Origin of the sequence: Hymenobacter amundsenii (assembly GCF_002204745.1) — a bacterium.
Taxonomy (GTDB): Bacteria; Bacteroidota; Bacteroidia; order Cytophagales; family Hymenobacteraceae; genus Hymenobacter; species Hymenobacter amundsenii.
The window spans coordinates 21,550-41,566 of sequence record NZ_NIRR01000034.1 but is presented as its reverse complement, the minus strand read 5'-3'; the positions used below and the strand labels follow the sequence as shown (position 1 = coordinate 41,566).

The 20,017-nt window shown below is 61.2% G+C and carries 14 protein-coding genes; 9 read left to right on the top strand and 5 right to left on the bottom strand.

All coding sequences use genetic code 11. The features are described from left to right. Nucleotides 1-262 precede the first annotated feature (262 nt). The 3 genes from CDA63_RS16305 to CDA63_RS16295 all read left to right on the top strand — a co-directional run bounded on the left by CDA63_RS16305 (nt 263) and on the right by CDA63_RS16295 (nt 2,744). Complete coding sequence (locus tag CDA63_RS16305; protein WP_088465526.1) at nt 263-1,075, top strand: helix-turn-helix domain-containing protein; 813 nt, start codon at nt 263-265, stop codon at nt 1,073-1,075. A 220-nt stretch (nt 1,076-1,295) separates the two neighbouring features. Then, nucleotides 1,296-2,015, top strand: a complete 720-nt coding sequence (locus tag CDA63_RS16300; RefSeq protein ID WP_088465525.1) for a pirin family protein — start codon at nt 1,296-1,298, stop codon at nt 2,013-2,015. 9 nt (nt 2,016-2,024) lie between these two features. Continuing rightward, nucleotides 2,025-2,744, top strand: a complete 720-nt coding sequence (locus tag CDA63_RS16295; RefSeq protein ID WP_088465524.1) for a GAF domain-containing protein — start codon at nt 2,025-2,027, stop codon at nt 2,742-2,744. Between the two features lie 139 nt (nt 2,745-2,883). Here CDA63_RS16295 and CDA63_RS16290 read toward each other — a convergent pair whose 3' ends face one another. From CDA63_RS16290 to CDA63_RS16275, 4 genes are all read right to left on the bottom strand, one after another. Beyond that, a complete protein-coding gene (locus CDA63_RS16290) occupies nt 2,884-3,765 on the bottom strand; it encodes an alpha/beta hydrolase (RefSeq protein WP_242434709.1) in 882 nt (293 codons plus the stop codon). 41 nt (nt 3,766-3,806) lie between these two features. Beyond that, complete coding sequence (locus tag CDA63_RS16285) at nt 3,807-5,651, bottom strand: M2 family metallopeptidase (RefSeq protein WP_088465522.1); 1,845 nt, start codon at nt 5,649-5,651, stop codon at nt 3,807-3,809. Nucleotides 5,652-5,725: 74 nt separating this feature from the next. After that, nucleotides 5,726-6,670 carry a M90 family metallopeptidase gene (locus CDA63_RS16280; RefSeq protein ID WP_088465521.1) on the bottom strand — a complete coding sequence of 315 codons (945 nt, stop codon included), beginning with the start codon at nt 6,668-6,670 and terminating at the stop codon, nt 5,726-5,728. Between the two features lie 29 nt (nt 6,671-6,699). Further along, a complete protein-coding gene (locus tag CDA63_RS16275) occupies nt 6,700-7,056 on the bottom strand; it encodes a low molecular weight protein tyrosine phosphatase family protein (protein WP_088465520.1) in 357 nt (118 codons plus the stop codon). 227 nt (nt 7,057-7,283) lie between these two features. Between CDA63_RS16275 and CDA63_RS16270 the strand changes: the two genes are divergently transcribed. From CDA63_RS16270 to bglX, 6 genes are all read left to right on the top strand, one after another. Next, nucleotides 7,284-7,898 (top strand): RNA polymerase sigma factor, encoded by a 615-nt coding sequence (locus CDA63_RS16270; RefSeq protein ID WP_088465519.1) that lies wholly within the window; start codon nt 7,284-7,286, stop codon nt 7,896-7,898. Between the two features lie 268 nt (nt 7,899-8,166). Further along, nucleotides 8,167-9,192, top strand: coding sequence for a FecR family protein (locus tag CDA63_RS16265; protein WP_088465518.1), 1,026 nt, complete (start codon nt 8,167-8,169; stop codon nt 9,190-9,192). A 208-nt stretch (nt 9,193-9,400) separates the two neighbouring features. Further along, nucleotides 9,401-12,685: a SusC/RagA family TonB-linked outer membrane protein gene (locus tag CDA63_RS16260; protein WP_088465517.1), complete on the top strand. Its 3,285-nt coding sequence runs from the start codon at nt 9,401-9,403 to the stop codon at nt 12,683-12,685. Nucleotides 12,686-12,697: 12 nt separating this feature from the next. Continuing rightward, on the top strand, nt 12,698-14,239 hold the full coding sequence (locus tag CDA63_RS16255; protein WP_088465516.1) for a RagB/SusD family nutrient uptake outer membrane protein: 1,542 nt from the start codon (nt 12,698-12,700) through the stop codon (nt 14,237-14,239). 279 nt (nt 14,240-14,518) lie between these two features. Continuing rightward, nucleotides 14,519-15,904: a glucoamylase family protein gene (locus CDA63_RS16250; protein WP_088465515.1), complete on the top strand. Its 1,386-nt coding sequence runs from the start codon at nt 14,519-14,521 to the stop codon at nt 15,902-15,904. A 95-nt stretch (nt 15,905-15,999) separates the two neighbouring features. Continuing rightward, nucleotides 16,000-18,327 (top strand): beta-glucosidase BglX, encoded by a 2,328-nt coding sequence (bglX, locus tag CDA63_RS16245; RefSeq protein ID WP_088465514.1) that lies wholly within the window; start codon nt 16,000-16,002, stop codon nt 18,325-18,327. Between the two features lie 129 nt (nt 18,328-18,456). Here bglX and CDA63_RS16240 read toward each other — a convergent pair whose 3' ends face one another. Next, entirely contained in the window at nt 18,457-19,920 is a 1,464-nt protein-coding gene (locus tag CDA63_RS16240) for a glycoside hydrolase family 30 protein (RefSeq protein ID WP_088465513.1), read from the bottom strand. Nucleotides 19,921-20,017 lie beyond the last annotated feature (97 nt).

Sequence of the window (20,017 nt, the reverse complement as noted above, 5' to 3'; positions counted from 1 at the left end):
GGCCTCACGCCACATGAATTTGTGTGTGCCCAGTGGCAGAAAAACCCCGTTAACTTTACCCATGACCCGACCCACCTCACGCTGGGACTATACAACTAGGGTGCTATCACCCAGTTAAGTCAAGCTGTCGGCTGATAGCGAATCGCAAAAATATTAGTAAATTTTTCAGCTAATTGAATTAGTATTCTCGTAACGGAGTTCCTATCTTCGTGAGCCGGTACTTGCTTGCCGTTGCAGCCTTATTCCCCGGCTCCCCTGCGTTATGATCAACACGAACCTCAAATTCTGGCGGCGCGAACTGAGCCTCACGCAGGCGCAGATGGCCGAAAAATTGGGTATCAAACGCTCCTTGGTGGGCGCTTATGAGGAGGGCCGGGCCGAACCCAAGCTGGCTACCCTCGTCAATATGGCCCGCCTGTTCGGTATCACGCTCGATGCGCTGGTAACCACCGACTTTAGCAAAAAGAAGAACGCCAAAGCCGCCGCCCAGCTTCAGGCCCAAAATGCCCAGATGGCGGCCGATACCAGCAACAGCCGCCCCGGCGGCAACCTGCGCATCCTGGCCCTCACCGTCGACCGCGAGCAGAACGAGAACATCGAGCTGGTTCCTCAGAAAGCCGCCGCCGGCTACCTCAATGGCTACGCCGACCCCGAGTACTTGGAGGAGCTGCCCAAATTCCGGCTGCCCATGCTCGGCAGCTCGGGCACGTTCCGGGCCTTCGAAATTGCCGGCGACTCCATGCTGCCCATTGCCAGCGGCACCGTTATCGTGGGCCGCTACGTCGACGACTGGCTTAACCTCAAGGACGGCACGCCCTGCATCATCGTCAGCAGCAAGGAAGGTATTGTGTTCAAGCGGGTTTTCAACCGCCTTAAAGACAGCGCCATGCTGGCCCTGCATTCCGACAACCCGCTCTACTCGCCTTACCAGATTGATGTGGAAGACGTGGTGGAAATCTGGGAGGCCAAAGCGTACATCAGCAGCACGTTCCCGATTGCCGACCTTTCCCTGACCCGTCTGGCCAGCATCGTGCTCGATCTGCAGCAGCAAGTGAGCACCATGAAAAAGGTGTAGAAATGGGGCACGGGCTTTCGCCTAATAGTTCTCGAAACTGGTTGCTGCTGGCTTAACGTTGATTTTGACGGGCTCCGCATTCAAGTCCGGGCCACATTCAAGTATCCCGGCCCTGTTGCCTCTGCTGGCAGCGGGGCCGGCGCTTGCCGGGCCCGATCCTAACTTCCGGGGCTGGGCTGCGTAAATCCGGGTAGTCATCACCTCTCTTCGACTTTCCCCTATGATGAAGCTGATTCCCTCCACCGACCGTTACCATGCCACGCCCACCAACTGGCTGAGTTCTTACTATCTGTTCAGCTTCGCTGATTACAACGAGCCCGATAACACCAATTTCGGTCCTCTGCGGGCATTCAACGACGCAACTGTGCAGGGCAAGGGTGGTTACCCCCAACAGCCGCGCTCGGAAATGGAAATCGTGACGCTGGTGCTGGCCGGCGAGCTGGTGCACGAAGACACGATGGGCAACCACGGCACCGTAACGAAGGGCGATGCCCAGCGCCTAACGGCCGGCACCGGTATAGCCCACGCCGAAATGAACGCCACCGACACCCCCACCCACATCTACCAGATCTGGCTGATGCCCGGCCAGGCAGCCCTGGCCCCCAGCTACGAGCAGAAGGATGTGGACCTGTTTGGGACCAGCAACCAGCTGGTGCCAGTGGCCTCGGGCCAGAAAGTGCTCGAAGACCTGCTCTTCATCAATTCCAACAGCACCATTTACTGGTGTAATCTTGACAACGAGGAAACCGTTCGGTTTAAGACTTTTCCCATCCGCTGTACTTTCATCTACGTGATGGAAGGCCAGGTTTTCGTCAACGGCCTCGATATGGGACCCAACGACCAGCTTCGTTCTACCAACGAGCATGTGCTTGAAATTCAGGCCACGCAGGATGCTCGGTTTGTTCTGATCGACCTGCCGTCAGCCGAAGCTAATTACTAACCTCTCTGAATGAGTATTTCCTTTCCGGCTAACCTGATTCCGGCTGATGAAGCTGCCCGGTTGCGCACATTGCACTTGTACCAGATTGCTGGCACTGCGCCCGAAAAAATCTTTGACGACTATGTGGGCTGGGCGGCGCAGTTATTTAGCACGCCCATCGGCCTTATTTCTTTTGTCGATGAAGACCAGGTCCACTTCAAAGCTGTGGTGGGAGTAGAAGGAGTATCGGTTCTTCCCCGTACGGAGAGTATGTGCTCGGCGGCCATTCTGCCGGATGCGTCCGTTATCACCTCCGACTACAAGGCCGAAAGCTGCGCCCTGATCAAGCCCGACGTGGCCCAGGCGCTGGGCCTGAACTTCTACGCTGGCTCGGCTCTGCGCATGCCCGACGGGGCCCGCGTCGGGATGATGGCCGTTATCGGGCGTGAGTACCGCACGCTGTCGGCCGATGAGGAAATTGTGCTCACCCAACTGGCCGACCTCGTTAGCCGGACCATTGAACTGCGCTTTCAGTACCTGAATGCCCGCCGTCCCCACGACTGGGATGCGGCCCAGCAGGAACTCGCCGCCACCCTCGACGACAACGCTGCCCTCACCCGTTACCTCGCCACCCGCAACGATGGCCTCAACCTCGACGACACCGAAGTTCAGGATCTGATAATGCGCCGCCTGGCCGGCGTAGCCAAAGTACTGGACCGGCGGATGCGCGAAGTACCCGCAGGAGCTTAGGCCGGATTGGCCACCAGCCAGTTCTAAAAGAAGCGTCGGCCCAGTAGTTGGGCCGACGCTTCTTTTCTTTAATGGCGTATGCATTTTGGCTCTGAGCTTTCGATGATTGCAGGCTACCCGAGCGTAGGCACAGTTGCTGTTATTTTTTCCTGATTGGTTCTGGGGCCAGTGCGGCCCGGATAGCCAGCAGCGCGGCTGGGTGGTAAATGGTACCGTGGGTTTCCTGGGGCAACGCAACGAAGGAAGCCACCAGCCGCTGGTTGGCCGCTTGCTGAAATAAGGTGTCCAGCCGCCGGGTTTCGCGGGCAATATCGGGCTGACTGCTGGCAGCCACGAACAGGTGCTTAGGTGGACCTTGATAGCTGCGCAGAAACGCGGGCACCTGGCCAAGCAGGTGCTCCTTGTTCCACCACAAACTGGGGTCGAAGGCGAGGTAAGTATCAAACAGGTCGGGCTCCAGGAACAAAGTTTCCAACACGAACAACCCGGCCAGCGACTCGCCAATAATGGCCTTTTCGCCCGTTACGCGGTAGCGCCGACTGATTTCGGGCATCAGTTCCTGGCGCAAAAACCGGCGAAAGGCGGCCGAACCACCAACCCGGGGCGCTATTTTGCGGTCCTCGGGGTCGGTGGTGGGGCCAGTCAGGTCGCGGCGGCGCTCCGTGTTCTCGATGCCCACCAGCAGGAAGGGCCGCATGGTGCCGTTGCCTACCGATACCTGCACCAGCCCGGCCACGTGCAGGAAATCCTCGGCCATGCCCCCGTCGGGCATGTACAGCACGGGCAAGGCCATATTGGCCGAATCCGGGAAACCCGGGGGTATATATACATTGATGCGCCGGGTTTCGCCCAGCACCCGCGACACCAGCGTAAAAGTCTGGCCGATGGTGAGGGGCGTGGCGGTGGCGGCAGTTTGCTGGGCCACCGCGCCGCGCGGCGGACCCAGCAGCAGAATCAGCAACACCAGCAGCAAGGCTGCGCGGAAAGTTGAGGGCAGGGTCGTCATGGCAGGAGTGGGCAATCAGGCAAGGCAAAAAGCCCGGCGCATCTGGGCAATTGGGTTTACATCGTGTACTTACGGCCCTTGTTCTTCTCCTTCAGGTAGGCCATCAGGGGCTGGAAGTACTCCACCATGGCGCGGGCCGAGAGGTCTTCGCCGGTTTTATCCTTGAGCACCGTACGCCAGTCCTTGCTGGCCCCGGGCCGCATGATGTCGGCCAGGAACGCGCCGACTTCCTTGTTGCCGTAATAGTTGGTAGCGTGTGGGTCCTGCTTGAGGATGTTTTTGGCGATGTGGTCGTGGAGTTGGAACAGGATAATGTAGCTCAGCGCATAGTCGTAGTACTGGGCCGGGTCGTCGTTGATGTGGGTTTTGGTGGCCGGGTCGAGGAACTGCTCCCCGCGCGGGGCAGCGGGCACGATGCCCTGGTACTGCTTGGCCAGCTCCCACCAGCGGGCATTGAGCTGGTCGGGGGCGAGGTTGTCGGCATAGAAGCTGTTTTCCCACTCGCTCATCACGCCCGAGGCAAACGGGATGAATACCACCGAACCCAGTGCCTCCTTCAGCAACGACTGCATTTCGTCGGTCTTTACTTTCGGGTCAATCAGGCCCAAGCCGGCCAGGAAGGGCTTTTGGCGGGCGGCCAGGCCCATGAGCGAGCCCATAGCTTCGTGGTAGGCGCGGTTAGCCCCGCCCCGCAGCAGCACCGGCACCTCGGGGTTGGTGTAGGTGAGGTAGTAATAGATGTGGCCCAGCTCGTGGTGGGTGGTTTCATACCACTCGGTGTTGGGCTCCACGCTCATCAGGCTCCGCACGTCGTGGTCTAGGTCGAGGTGCCAGGCCGAGGCGTGGTTGTTCTTCTTGTAATCAGCCCCCTTGGGCAATGGGTACAGGCTGGATTTGGTGTAAAACGAAGGCGGCAAAGCCGGGAAGCCCAGGCTCTGGTAGAAGCGCTCGGCCTGCTGCACCTGCCACTCGGCCCCTTTTTTGGCCAGCACGGGGTCGAGGTCGAGGCCTTTTACGTCCACCATCGCGCTCCAGTCCTGGCCCCAACGGTTGGGCAGCCAGGAGGCGGGCAAGTAGTCGGGCACCTGCTTCACGCCGTACTGCTTAGCCAGCTCGTAGCGGGCGTAGGTGTGCAGCTCGCGGTAGAGGGGGCGCAGCTCGGTGTTGAGCTTGCGCACCAGCGTCATCATCTCCTGCCGGCTCAGGCCGTAGTCGGAGGCCTGGTAAGTGAAGTAGTCGGGGTAGCCCAGGGCCTGCACGGTCTGGTTGCGCAAGTCGCGCAGCTTCAGCAGGCCGGGCTTGAGGGTGGGGCCGATTTCCTTGCTGGCCGCCCAGATCTGCTCGCGCTTGGCCGGGTTCTTCTCCTTACGCAGCAGCTCATCGAGGTCGTTGGTGGTCACCGATTTGCCCTGGTACTTATAATCGAAGCCATAGAGCTTTTCGGTCTGCTGGGTTTCGGCCTTGATGCGGGCTGACACTACGTCGGCAATGGTCTGGGGTGAGTTGGCCGCGTTGTAGAGGGCCGTTTCGAGCTGCTTGACCTGAATCTCGGGCAGCTCGGCCTTGTGGGCCAGCAGTTCTCGTAGGCGGGCAATGTTGGCCATGGAGCCGGTGAAAGCCGCCATGCGCTCATTGGCCCGGGCAGTGGCCCCCGAATTGGCCGTGTCGCCGGCCACAATGTGGGTGTTGGAGCGCCACTCCGCTTCGGCCGAGGCGGTGTAGAGGCGCTGGTACTGGGCCGAATAGTCGGTGAGAAAGGCCTCGGCTTGCTGGGGCCAACTGGGCGCGGCCGGAGCGGGTTGGGCGGCGGGCGGTGCGGCGGTTACCGGAGCCTTGGCAGTAGGCACGCAGGCCGTAAGCAGGGCAGCGGCGGTGAGGACGGGGAGGAGGGATTTATGCATGAAGGGGCGGGGTCAATGAGTTGCTAAAATACGGCAATACCCATCAATAGCCCGGTCCAGTATACAGTCACTGGCTACGCCGCCGCTTCTTCCTGCAGCAAATGACAATCCTTGTACTTTTTGCCGCTGCCGCAGGGGCAGGGTGAGTTGCGGCCGAATTTGCGGCGGCTGCGGATGGTTTTGAGCCACTCGCGCGGGTCAGTGGCCAGGCCCAGGAACCGGCTCTTAGGGTTCTGGCGGAAGGCCAGTAGCAGCAGCCCATACAGCTCGGGGTGGTGTTGCTGAAGCTTTTCGGGCTTCTCGAAGAAATACTCCGTAACCACAGCAAAGAACTCGGCCTCGTTGGTGCCCGCGTAATCGTTGATTTCGGAATTGCCGGCCCGGATGGCCGCAATTTCCCGAGCCATCACGGCTTCCCACTCGGGGCGTAGTGCGGCGGGCAATGCCAAACCGGGCACCCCGTCAATTACGCCGTCGGCCTCATCGAGCAGGTGGGCAAATTCGTGGATGCCCACGTTCTGCTTGTCCAGCGCATCCTGGAAGCCGCGCTCCAACGAGCTTTTAGAAAGGCGCATGTAGTGGGAGGTCTGGAAGCCCTGCACGCTACCGAGCAGCGTGCCTTCGAGGCCCACGTATTCCTTGTTGGGGTCACGCTGCTGGGTCCAGGCATCGGGCACCACCAGCACCTCGCTCAGGTTGCTGTACTCCCAGTCCGGGAAGCCAAACACCGGAATAACGGCCGAGGCCGCCACCAGCAGCCGGGTGGCATCGTCGAGCTCCGTCTGAACACCCGTTACGCGGGTTTGGGCCAGAAATAGCTGTACCCGCTGCTCGAAGCGGGTTTTATCCAAGTCGGAGAGCGAGAGGTAGAAGGCCACCCGTTCGCTGAGCACCTGTCGCCAAGCGGCCGGGAAATCCTGGGCCAGTGCCGCCGCTCTAAGGCGGGAATCCTGGGTGAGGTAGCGGTAGAAAAAGAAAGCCACCAAGGCTAGCAGCGCGAAAAACACAAAGTAGGGCATAGCGCCTAAACGGCCGGCTGGGCCGGGGGTTACAGCGCGTCCACGTCCTCGCCCAACTGCTCCCGCAGCCGTTCCCGCAACAGGTCTTGCAGGATATGATCCATGAACTGAAATTTATCGGGAATGCGCAGGTTGATGATGCGTTTGCCGGCCAGCTCCTCCCCAAACTTCTGGCGCAGTATATCGGCGTGCCGACGCTCCATTACGAACACCACCTCGGCCCAGCCCAGGTGGCCGGCCGTTACGCGCACCCGGGCGCCGGGTTCGGTGCCAGCCGAGCGGACCTGGTAGCGCGGGTGGTTATCAAACAGGCGCTCGGCCGTGAGGCTACGCCAGCGGTTCTGACTGCAGACGAACAGGAGCTTACGGGGAGTGGAATCGGGCACGGGAAAGCGAACAGATAGCACGAATGACTCCGGCCCTTCACGCGAGGGGGAAGTCGAAATCAGCTAAAAATAGGCATCCTTCCCAAATTCTCCGTTTAAGGAAACAGCTATTCCCGCCCCCGGCGGACAGTAGTAATGCCCAGCCCCGTTGGCGCTAACTTTTCAGCGGCTGGTCGGTATTGCAGGTGGCAAGCCAGAAGCATAAGTCAGCCGTTTCGCCGCGTTCTATGTCCCGTCCCAGTTCCCCGTCCGCCGCCCAGCACCAGCTTTATGCTGCCCGGCCCGATGCAGTCCTATTGGAGCGGCTGCGCGCCGATGACGCACTGGCCTTCGCCGAGCTCTACGACCGGTACTGGCAGGAGCTGTACGCGGCCGCCTACCGGAAGCTGGGTTCCCGCGAAGGAGCCGAGGAAGTAGTCCAGGACATTTTCGTGGTGCTTTGGCAGAAACGCCACGGCCCGGTTATCGAACACCTGCCGGCCTACCTGCAGACCGCGGTGCGCTACCGCGTGCTCGATGTGTTCAGGGCCCGCCAGCCTGAGGAAAACTACCTGACCCATGCCCGTCATCATGCCGCCCACCAGGACTACAATACGGAGGAAGCCGTGGCGGCCGACGACCTGGCCCTGGCCTTGCTGCGCAGCTTGCGGCAGTTGCCCGAACATACCCGGGAAGTGTTCCGCCTGAGCCGCCTGGAGCATCAGACGGTGCCCGAAATTGCGGCCCAACTGAACGTTTCGCGCAAAACGGTGGAATACCACCTCACCCGTGCCCTCAAGGCATTGCGCCTCAGCCTGCGCGATTTTCTGGTAACCGGACTGTTGCTGTGGCTGACTGGTTGATGAATCCTGCACTTGAGGCCCGCTCTTAGGCTGTAGCGCGAAGCTCCAGCTTCGCATATCGTAGAACAAAACCGGCTGATAGTCAGCGGCTATACGCGAAGATCCAGCTTCGCGCTCCGGCCATTAACGCGCAAATTCAGGGAAGGGCGTTGCCTGATGCCCGGCGGGGAATCAGGTTTTTTTGTGATTTTTTTTCACCCGGGGCTAGGGTTACGGCCCACTCGTTCGACTATAGGTTTAGCCCACTTTCCTTTCCGGGGCCCCGGCCATGAACCAGACTGAGTTTCATAATCTGTTGACGCGCTACCAGCGGGGCGAATGCACGCCCGCGGAAGGTCGGCTCCTGGAACAATGGTACGACTTGCTGGGCCACGACCGGCCCCCACTCGACTTGACACCTTCCGAACAGGAGGCAATGCAAGCCGGACTCTGGCAACGCATTGCCGACCGTACGCTGTATGCCGAAGACCTGAGTCCGCCGGCCGGGAGGCCCTGGTATGCGGGCGGGGCGGGGCACTGGGCGGCGGCGGCGGCAGTGGCCCTCGGGTTGGGGCTGGGCTGGCATTACTGGCCCGTTGCACCAGGGGGCACTGCTTCGCCAATGCCTCGTTCGGCTTCGGGCTGGCAAACCTACGCCAATACAACGGCCGCGCCTTATACCGTGCGGCTGCCAGATGGTAGCCGCGTAGACGTGGCCCCGGGCGGGGAGCTGAAATATCCGCGCCGGTTCGCCCGCGCGAACCGCACCGTGTACCTGCGCGGGCAAGCCTTCTTCTCCGTCGCGCCCGACAAAGCGCACCCATTTCGGGTGTACACGCCGCGCGTGGTAACCACGGTGCTGGGCACCAGTTTTCTGGTGCGCGCGCCCGCGCATGGTGGCCCGGTGGTAGTGAAGGTGCGGACGGGCCGGGTGCTGGTGCAGGCCCGCGTGGTGGACCCGGCGGCTACCCCCGCGCCGCAAACCATGGTAGTATTGCCCAACCAGCAGGCTGTATATCGGCCTGAGCAGCAGGTGCTGGCCCGCGAGCTGGTGGCCGAACCCATGCAGGTGGCGGCCCAGTCGTTCGAGTTCGACGACCGGCCGGTGGCCGAAGTGCTGGCGGCCCTGGAAAAGGCCTACGGGGTGCGCATCGGCTACGAGGCCGCTGCCGTGGCGGGCTGCACCGTAACGCTCAGTCTGCGCGAAACCTCCCTGTATGCCAAGCTGGATGTACTCTGCAAAACGCTGGGCGCCCGCTACGAAAAAACTGCCGACCAAATTCTGTTCCACGGCCCCGGCTGCGGGACGCGCTGATTTCGATCCACTTTAATTGCATCTTTCTTAACTACTTGACCGAACTGCCACACCGTCTTTGCCTATGTAACGATAACCTTCGATTCTGCTCAACCATGCTGCCTGACAGCGGCAACTCCCTCCCGGCCCCGGTGGCCGGTTTGCTGCGCCTTGGGCAGGTAATGAGACTCTTTTTCGCTCCCGTCTTTCCATCATTTCCCACCATTGTATGAGAATTTCCCTACCCATTTTGCCCGCCCTGTCTTGGCGCGGGAGTGCGCTGTGGCAGCCGTTGTGCGTGGCCTTGCTCAGCAGCAGCGTAGCCACCGCCGCCGCCCGGCCCGCCGCCGCCCAGGAGTTCCTGGCGCGGCCCATCACGCTCCAGGTCCAGGATGAGACCATGCACGCGGTGTTGACCAAGCTCGAACTGCAGGCCAACATCCACTTCCAGTACAGCCGCCAGCTGATTGGAGCAGGTCGGCGGGTGTCGATTCAGGCGACCGGCCAGCCGTTGGCCGAGGTGCTGCACCTGCTCCTCGACCCGTTGCACGTGGCCTACGAGCCCATTAGCAGCGGTATTATTCTGCGGCCTACCGCCGCCGCGCCCGATGTGAGCGTGACCGGCCGGGTGGTAGATGAAAAGGGTGGGGGGCTGCCCGGGGTGAACGTGGTGGTGAAAGGCACCAGCATCGGCACCCAGACCGACGCCGATGGCCGCTATACGCTGCCCAACGTGCCCGACAACGCTACGCTGCTCTTCTCCTTCGTGGGCTACACCAATCAGGAAGCCGTGCTCAACGGCCGCACTACCGTCGATATCAGCCTGGCCCCCGATAACCAAGCCCTGAGCGAGGTGGTTGTGGTGGGCTATGGCACCCAGCAGAAGCGCGACCTGACCGGGGCCGTGGCCCGGGTAGAGGCCAAGGAAATCGTGAATCAGCCGGTGCAGACGCCTACGCAGGCCTTGCAAGGCAAAGTGGCCGGCGTCCAGATTATCACCGACGGCACGCCCAACGCCCAGCCCACGGTGCGCATCCGGGGAACGGGCACGCTGCTGGCCGGCGCCAACCCGCTTTACGTGGTTGATGGGGTGCAGACGACCGATATCCGCAACCTGAGCAACTCCGACATCGAGACGATTGACGTGCTCAAGGATGCTTCGGCGGCCGCTATTTACGGCGTGCGCGGGGCTAACGGCGTGATTATCGTGACCACCAAGAAGGGCAAGTTCGGTAAGCCCGTACTCAGCTACAATGCCACCGTAGGCTTCAAGCAGGCTGCCCACCTGGTGAAAATGGCCGATGCCGGCCAGTATGTGCGCTACCTAAAGGATACGGCCCCCGATATTACGGTGCCCGACTACTCGGGCAGCACCGACTGGTACGACCAGATTCTGCGCACCGCCACCTACCAGAACCATAATCTGGCCGTGTCGGGCGCCAACGAGAGCGTGCGCTACTACTTCAGTGGCAACCTGCTCCAAGACGACGGGCTGGCCATTACCAACCGCTTCAGCCGCCTGACGGTGCGCTCGAACACCGAGTTCATTCTGTCCTCCAAAGTGAGCATTAGCTCCCAGGCCTCGTTTAGCCGGGCCGATACCCGGGATGTGAACTTCGGCACGGCCTTCCAGAACGCCTACCGCGCCGCCCCCACCATCGCGGCCAAGCGCGACGGGCGTTACGGTAACACGTCGGCTTTCGGCAACGTGGGCAACCCGGTGCTCGACATCGAGAAGAACGATAATAAGTCGCTCGAAAACCGTTTGCAGGGCAACGTCGCCCTCAACCTGACGCCCATTGAGGGCCTCACGTTGCGCTCGGCCTTCAACGTAGACCTGAACTACAACAACCGCCGGGTCTACGATTACCAGTACCTCAACGACGAGGTTACGTTTCTGACGGCCGGCGGCAACCAGCGCAACAACCGGAGCGCCCTGAACGTGACGCAAATCAACAGCACCCGCTACCTGTGGGAAAACACGGCCACCTACCAGCGCCAGCTCGGCGAACTGCACAACCTAACGCTGTTGCTGGGCACTGTGACGGAGGAAGGCCAGAGTAATTCGCTGGCCGGGTCGCGCTTTAACGTGCCCGCCGACCCCAACCAGTGGTACCTGAATACCGGTGACCCCAATACGGCTGTCAACAGCTCGCCAGTGCTGGGTAAAGACCGCCGCCTCTCGGGACTGGGCCGAATCAACTACGCCTACGCCGGCAAATATCTGTTCACTAGCAGCCTGCGCTACGACGGTACCTCAAAATTCAACTCCAGCCAGCGCTGGGGCCTGTTTCCATCGGTAGGTTTGGGCTGGATCGTGACCGAGGAGGGCTTCCTTAAGGACCAGAACGTGCTGAGCTTCCTCAAGCTGCGGGCCAGCTACGGCCAATTGGGTAACGACCAGATCGACCCCAACTCCTATATCACGACGGCCGACATCAACATCCCGTACGTGTTCAACAACCAGCCGGTGCTCGGGGCCGTTATCAGCCAGATAAAGGACCGTAACGTGCGCTGGGAAGTAACCCGCGAGTACGATGCGGCCGTTGAATTTGGGGTGCTCGACAACAAGCTGACCGGCGAGCTGACCTACTACGACAAGCGCACCACCGACGCGCTGATTCCGGTGAACATTCCGGCCCTGTTCGGCGACCCCGACAACCAGTACATCACCAACGCCGCCGACATCAGCAACCGGGGCGTGGAAGCGGCCTTGAACTGGCGGGCCAATGTGGGGGAGCGGTTCAGCTACAACTTCGGCGTGAATGCCACCTTCAACAAAAACCGCATCGAGAAGCTCAACGGCGGCCAGGCGTTGTTCGGGGGCGCCAACAACGTCACGCGTTCCGACAACGGCGTAGCGGCCGGCTCGTTCTACGTGCTCAAGGCCGTGGGCGTGTTCCAGAACCAGGCCGAAATCGACGCCTACCCCAAGTACACCTTCTTCACGCCCCAGCCCGGCGACCTGAAGTACGCCGACACCAATGGCGACGGCACCATTGATTTGCGCGACCGGGTGAATGCCGGCTCCTACCAGCCACCCATGTACTTCGGTATCAACGGCGGGCTCACTTTCAGCGGCGTCGACCTCTCGTTCGTGTTCAGCGGCAACGTGAATAACGATGTGTACAACCGCAAAAAGCAGGCAACCGGGCAGGTGACTGACAACGTGGAGGCCGATTTCGCCGCCAACCGCTGGACGGTTACCAACCCCTCGACGACCAACCCGTTTGCTATCCGCAACAACACGCCCAACTCCACCTATTTCATTGAGTCGGGCAGCTACATCCGGCTCAACAACCTGGTGCTCGGCTACACTATTCCCACCGGCCTGATCGAGCGGGCGCACCTCTCGTCGCTGCGGGTGTTCGCCACGGCCCAGAACCTGTTCACGATTACCAACTACTCGGGCTTCACGCCCGAGCTGCCGGGTGGTCCGCTTGATTCGGGTATCGAAGCCACCACGTACCCCACCAGCCGCACGCTCGCGCTGGGTCTGAACGTCAACTTTTAGTCTGCCCCACCCATGAAAACCCACCTTACTCATATTTCCCGCCCCCTCCGCCTAGCTGCCCTCGGGCTCGTGCTCACGGCCGGCGCGGTGAGCTGCAAAGACTTTCTCGATGTAGCTCCGCAGGGGCTGCTCACCGAAGATCAGATCAAAACCGACCCCTCGGCTGCCCAAAAGCTGGTCGATGGCGTGTACAACGTGATGTACCTCGGCGGCTTCGGGGCCGACATCCACGGCCTGCAGTACGTGATGCTGACGGACGTGGCCTCCGACGACGCCGATAAGGGCAGCTCGCCCCAGGACTACGGCCCGGCCCTGGAGGTCGATAACTTCACGCTCAACTCCACCAACGGCATCGTTAATAACACCTGGCAGGGCTACTTCCAGGGCATCAACCGGGCCAACCAGGCCTTGGATAAGATTCCGCTGAGCCCGGCCCCGGAAGCCACCCGCAACCGCCTTATCGGGGAGGTGCGCTTTCTGCGCGGCTACTTCTACTTTAATATGGTGCGCTTTTTTGGGGGCGTACCTAAGCTGGATCGGGTACCGCTGGCCTCGGAAATCAACGACCCGAACCTGCAGAAGCGTGCCACGGCTCAGGAAATTTATGACCTCATCATCAGCGACCTGCAGTTTGGGGTAGATAACCTACCGCTGAAGGGTGCTACCGAAACCGGGCGCGCCACCAAGGCCGCTGCCCAGGGAATGCTGGCCAAGGTGTACCTCTACCAGAAAAACTACCAGAAGGCCTTCGACCTGACCAACGAAATCATCACGGGCAAGTCGGGCAATTACGGGCTGGCTCCGAGCTATGAGAACATCTGGCGCGAAGTGGGGGCCAACAGCGAGGAATCGGTGTTTGAGGTGCAGACGGGCATTAATGCGGCCTGCAACAACTCGGCCGTGAACCTGTATGTGGTCAGCCAGGGGCCGCGGGCCGGCGGCAAGGGCGGCTGGGCCGACCTAGGCTTCGGCTTCAATAACCCCACCCAGCAGCTGGCCGACGCCTACGAAGCCGGCGACAAGCGCCGGGCGGCCAGCATCATCTTCATCACAACAGCCAAAACCGGTACCGTGCTCTGGGACGGGTTCCGGATTCCGAGCAAGGATTCGGTGGAAAACTTCCGCTACAGCTACAAGGCCTACCACAGCCGCACCAAGGAGACAAGCTGCGGCAACAACGACTACCTGCCCAAGAATATCCGGGTGTTGCGCTATGCCGAGGTGCTGCTGATCAACGCCGAGGCGGCCTTTCAGCTGGGCAACGTGGCGGGCGCTACCACGGCCATCAACCTCGTCAGGGCCCGCGCCGGCCTAGCCCCACGAACTGGCCTCACGCTGGCCCAGATCTGGCAGGAGCGCCGGGTGGAGCTGGCGTTGGAACATGACCGGTTCTTCGACCTGGTGCGCCAGGAAAGTATCCAGCCCGGCCGCATCGTGCCGCTGTTTGCCGCCCAGGGCAAAACGTTCACCAAGGGCAAAAACGAGCTGTTCCCCATCCCGCAGCAGCAGATTGACCTGAGCGCCGGCGCCCTGACCCAGAACCCGGGGTACTAGGGGTGTATAAAAGACCGTCATGCTGAGCGCAGCCGGAGGCGGAGTCGAAGCATCTCTACTGCAATGCTATTGTCATGCTGAGGCCACGAAGCCTCTTGCTTCTTGAAGTTGATTGCTCATTGCTACGAAGCGGTAGAGATGCTTCGACTCTGCCTCCGGCTGCGCTCAGCATGACGGTCTTTCAAAACTGTTCTCTCATCTTCCCACCACTCCCCATGCTGCTTATCTTAAGCAGAAAGCCCGCTCAGGCAGCGGGCAGGGGATGAGATGCCTGTATTTATGAAACAAAGTTTTCTTCTTCTATCACTCGCCCTACTATTTCCCGGCCTGGCCGGAGCCCAGCAGAAAGTCCCGGTCAAAAAGCCCGCCGCTGCCCCGACAGCCGTGGGCCTGACGCCCGCCGGCAGCGGCCCTAAGCGCCCCCGCAACCTCTCCGACGAGCAGCTTCTGGACCTGGTGCAGCGCCAGACGTTTCGCTACTTCTGGGACTTCGGCCACCCCGTCTCGGGCATGGCCCGGGAGAGGAGCAACGTGAGCTTCGATTACGGCGACGAGGTGGTGACTACCGGCGGCACCGGTTTCGGGCTCATGGCCATAATTGTGGCCGCCGAGCGTGGCTGGATCACCCGCGAGCAGGCGGCCGAGCGGACACTCAAAATCGTGAACTTCCTTTGGAAGGCCGATATGTACCACGGCGTGTTTCCGCACTGGCTCAACGGGGCCACCGGCAAAACCATCCGCTTCAGCCCCAAAGACGACGGCGGCGACCTGGTAGAAACCTCCTTCCTGTTCGAGGGCCTGATTTGCGCCCGCCAGTACTACACGCGCGACACACCCGCCGAAAGCGCCCTGCGCAACAAAATTCTCTGGATGTGGGAAGGCGTGGAGTGGAACTGGCACCAGCAGGGCGGCCAGAACGTGCTCTATTGGCACTGGAGCCCTAACAACGGCTGGAGTATGAACCACCAGATTCATGGCTGGAACGAGTGCTTGGTGACCTACGTGCTGGCCGCATCGTCGCCCAAGTACGCCATCGACAAGGCCGTGTACGACCAGGGCTGGGCCACCGGCAACTACTTTAAAAATGGCAAGGAGTTCTACAAAACCAAGCTCCCGCTGGGCTTCGACTACGGCGGGCCGTTGTTCTTCTCGCACTACTCGTTTCTAGGCATCGATCCGCGCGGCCTCAAAGACCAGTACGCCGACTACATGCAGCAAAACCAGGCCCACACGCTCATCAACCGCGCCTACTGCATCGACAACCCCAAGCACTACAAGGGTTACGGGGCCGACACCTGGGGCCTCACCGCCTCCGACAGCTACAAAGGCTACGCCGCGCATTCGCCCACCGAGGACCTGGGCGTGATTTCGCCCACCGCCGCCCTCTCGGCCATGCCCTACGCCCCGGAGTTTTCGATGCAGGCCCTGCGCCACTTTTACAACGACCTGGGCGACAACATCTGGGGCGAATACGGCTTCGTGGACGCCTTCAGTGAGGAGCATAACTGGCAGGCCAAATCCTACCTGGCCATCGACCAGGGCCCCATCGTGGGTATGATTGAGAACCACCGCACCGGCCTGCTCTGGAAGCTGTTCATGAGCAGCCCCGACGTGCAGCGCGGCCTCACCAAGCTTGGGTTTGAAAGCCCACAGCTAAAGAAATAATAAGACCTTTAGCCGGCTGGCCAGTCTGGATACCGGTCCTGGCTGTTATAGCTGCCCGGCTGTCTGGTCTTTTACCTTACCTCCAATTTCTCCCTATGAAACATCCGTTCCGCAATGCCCTGCTGCTGGGCCTGGGCCTGCTCGCGCCCCTGCTCGAAACCCCAAAATCAACTGCTGCCCCGGCTCCCGTGTCGGCTCCTGCCGATGATAAGGACCGGATGGACAAGTTTATTTCTGAGCTGATGCAGAAGATGAACCTGGACGAAAAAATCGGCCAGCTGAATCTGATTACCGTGGGCTTCGACGTGACCGGCCCCGTCGTGAGCAAGGACGTGGACGCCAGCATCAAGCGCGGCGCGGTGGGGGCGGTGCTCAATACCTTCACGCCCCAGGCCGCCCGCAAGCTCCAGGAGCTGGCCGTGAAGCAGACCCGCCTCAAAATTCCGCTCATCTTTGGCTACGACGTTATTCACGGCCACCGCACCATTTTTCCGATTGCCCTGGGGCTCTCGGCGAGCTGGGATTTGGCCGCCATAGAGCGCAGCGCCCGCATTGCGGCCGAGGAATCGTCGGCCGACGGTATTAACTGGGTGTACTCGCCGATGGTGGATATTGCCCGCGACCCGCGCTGGGGTCGCATCTCGGAAGGGGCGGGCGAAGACCCTTACCTGGGCTCGCAGATTGCCCGCGTGATGGTGCGCGGCTACCAGGGCGACGACCTGATGAAAAACAACACCGTGATGGCCTGCGTGAAGCACTTCGCCCTCTACGGAGCCGCCGAGGCCGGCCGCGACTACAACACCACCGACATGAGCCTGGTGCGCATGTACAACGAGTACCTGCCGCCCTACAAGGCCGCCATCGATGCCGGCGCGGGCTCCATGATGTCCTCGTTCAACGACATCAACGGGGTGCCCGCTACCGGCAATAAGTGGCTCATGACCGACTTGTTGCGCAACCAGTGGGGCTTCACGGGCTTCGTGGCCACTGACTACACAGCCATCAACGAAATGACCGCCCACGGCATGGGCGACGACGCCAAGGTGTCGGCCCTGGCCCTGAACGCGGGCATCGACCAAGACATGGTGGGAGAAATTTTCCTCAAGAACCTGGCCCAGAACCTCAAGGACGGCACCGTTACGCAGGAGCAGATTGACGTGGCCTGCCGCCGAATTCTGGAGGCCAAGTGGAAGCTGGGTTTGTTCCAGGACCCCTACCGCTACACCAACGAGAAGCGGGCCAAACAGACGATGATGAAGCCCGAGTTCGTGGTTGACGCCCGCGCCATCGCCCGCAAAAGCCTAGTGCTGCTCAAAAACAGCAACAACGCGCTGCCGCTCAAAAAAACCGGCACCATCGCCCTCATCGGCCCGCTGGCCACCCGCCAGCGCGACATGATTGGCTCCTGGAGCGGGGCCGGCGACTGGAAACAGGCCGTTTCGCTGGAGCAGGGCATCAAGAACGCCGTGGGCAATAGCGTGAAAATCGTGACGGCCCAGGGCGCTAATTTCACCGACGACGCCCAGATGATTGCCCGCCTCAACGAGCACGGCGGCGAGCTGAACGTGGACCCGCGCAGCGCGGAGGAAATGATTCGGGAAGCCGTGCAGGTGGCCCAGAGTGCCGATGTGATTGTGGCCGCCGTGGGCGAGTCGCAGGGCATGACGGGGGAGGCGGCCAGCCGCGCCGATATCGGGTTGCCCGGCCGGCAGCTGGAGCTGCTCAAGGCCCTCAAGGCTACCGGCAAGCCGCTGGTACTCGTGCTCATGAACGGCCGGCCGCTCACGCTGCCTTGGGAAGACCAGAACGCCGATGCCATCCTCGAAACCTGGTTCGCGGGCTCCCAGGCCGGCAATGCCATTGCCGACGTGCTCTTCGGTAGCTACAACCCCTCGGGCAAGCTCACGGCCACCTTCCCGCAGTCGGTGGGCCAGATTCCGTTGTACTATAACCACAAAATGACCGGCCGGCCTTACCAGGGCGTGGCGCTCGACAAGTACAAGTCGCGCTACATGGACGTCAGCAACGACCCACTCTACCCGTTTGGTTTCGGCCTGAGCTACACCACTTTCCAGTACGGCAAGCCCGAGCTGAGCACCACCAGCCTGGCCATGAACGGCACACTGGAAGTGAAGGTAACGGTACAGAACACCGGTAATTACGACGGCGAGGAAGTGGCCCAGCTCTATATCCGCGACATGGTCGGCTCCATCTCCCGCCCCGTTAAGGAGCTGAAAGGCTTCCAGAAAGTGATGCTGAAAAAGGGGGAATCCCGCACGCTCACCTTCCGCCTCACCCCCGAAGACCTCAAGTTCTACAACAACGACCTCAAGTTCGTAGCCGAACCCGGCGACTTCCAGGTATTCGTGGGCGGTAATTCCCGCGACGTGCAAACGGCTTCGTTTAAACTGGCCGCTAACTAAATCTACAGCGGTTTTGGGAACCGTAGGTCCATTACAGGAGCCGAAAATGAAAGAGGCGACGCTGCAGGAGCTGCGTCGCCTCTTTTGGTGTGAGGGCGTGGGCCGATGAGCGGACTGTCTGCCTGGCCCTTACTTAACAATCATGGTCATGATGGAGTGGGCGGGGCTGGTGGTGGGGGCGGCCTGTCCTTGCACCCATAGCTGGAAATCCAGGGGTTTGGCGGTCGTGTTCATTACTACCACGGCCACGGAACCATCGGGGTTCTGGAAGGCGGTGGTTTGCAGGATGTCGCGGCTGCTGGCGGTGGCCACGCGCTTCGCGCCGGGGCGGATGAACTTGGAGAAGTGGCCGATGTAGTAGTAGCTGTTGGTGTAGAGCAGCTGGCCCGAGCGGGTGTCGCCGTGGATGGGGGCGTAGCAGAAGTTGCCCACGTGGTTGGGTCCGCCGGTTTCATCGAGCAGGATGTTCCAGTCGGTCCAGGCTTCGGTGCCGGCGTTGAAATCGTTGATCATCGAGTAGCCGTACCGCTCGCCCAGCCGCCAGTCGTTGATGCCCGAGAACTGGAAGTTCTCCACGCAGCCTTCGGTGAAAATCAGGTGCTTGTCGGGGTAGGTTTCCTTCACCCGGCGGATGTTGTCGAACTGCATGGTGCTGCCGGTCCAGGTTTCGTACCAGTGAAAGCCCAGACCCCAGAAGTATTTACTGGCCTCGGGGTCGTCGAAGAGGGTGGTGGCGCGCTGGAAGGCCAGGTCGCGGTTGTGGTCCCAGCCGATGAGCTTTTTGTCGCCCATTCCGGCCTTTTTCAGGGTCGGGCCGAGGAAGTTCTTCACGAAGTCGCGCTCGTCCTCGGCCGTGTAGAGGCAGGATTCCCACTTCTGCTTGGCCATCGGTTCGTTCTGAGTGGTGAGGCCCCAGATGGGCACGCCTTCCTGCTCATAGGCCTGAATGAACTTGACGTAGTAATCGGCCCAGGGCTGGCGGAACTCGGGCTTGAGCTGGCCGCCTTGCAGCATCGAGTTGTTGGTTTTCATCCAGGCCGGCGGGCTCCAGGGGCTCACGTGCATCGTGAGCTGGCCCCCGGCCGCGGCCAGGCACTGCTTGATGAAGGGCAGGCGGTACTTCCGGTCGTGGTCGATGCTGAAGCTCTTCAGCTTACTGTCCCCGTCGGTGATGTAGGTGTAGGAGCCGGTGGAGAAGTCGGAGCTGTGGATGGTGGTGCGGGCCAGGGTGTAGCCAATGCCGTCGGTGGGGCTGAAGTAGGCCTTCAGAAACTCTTGCTGCTGCGCTTTGGGCATCTTGGCGAAGGTTTCGGCGGCGGCATCCGTCATGGCCCCGCCAATGCCTATCATCGTCTGGAAGGCATGGGTGGGGTCAACGAAGACGGTGGGCTGGGTTTCCAGGGGCTGGGCCTGGGCCTGAAACGTAAGGGCGGTAGGGCTGGCGGTTAGCCGCTGCTTGGTGCCCTGGGCCGTGGTGTACACCGTCACCTTGCGGCCGGCCGCCGAGTAAGGGGCAGGTTGGGCAGCTTTCTGCGCCAGCCCGGCCGAACTGAGGCCCAGGGTGAGCAGCCCGGCAAAGAGAAACTTCTGCATAATGGTCAGTTGATAGGTAGGCGGGGTGGGATGAGGAAGAAGAGGTTACAAAGCAGGGTCGCGGTCCTGCGTCAAGCCGGAACGCGGCAATAGCGTT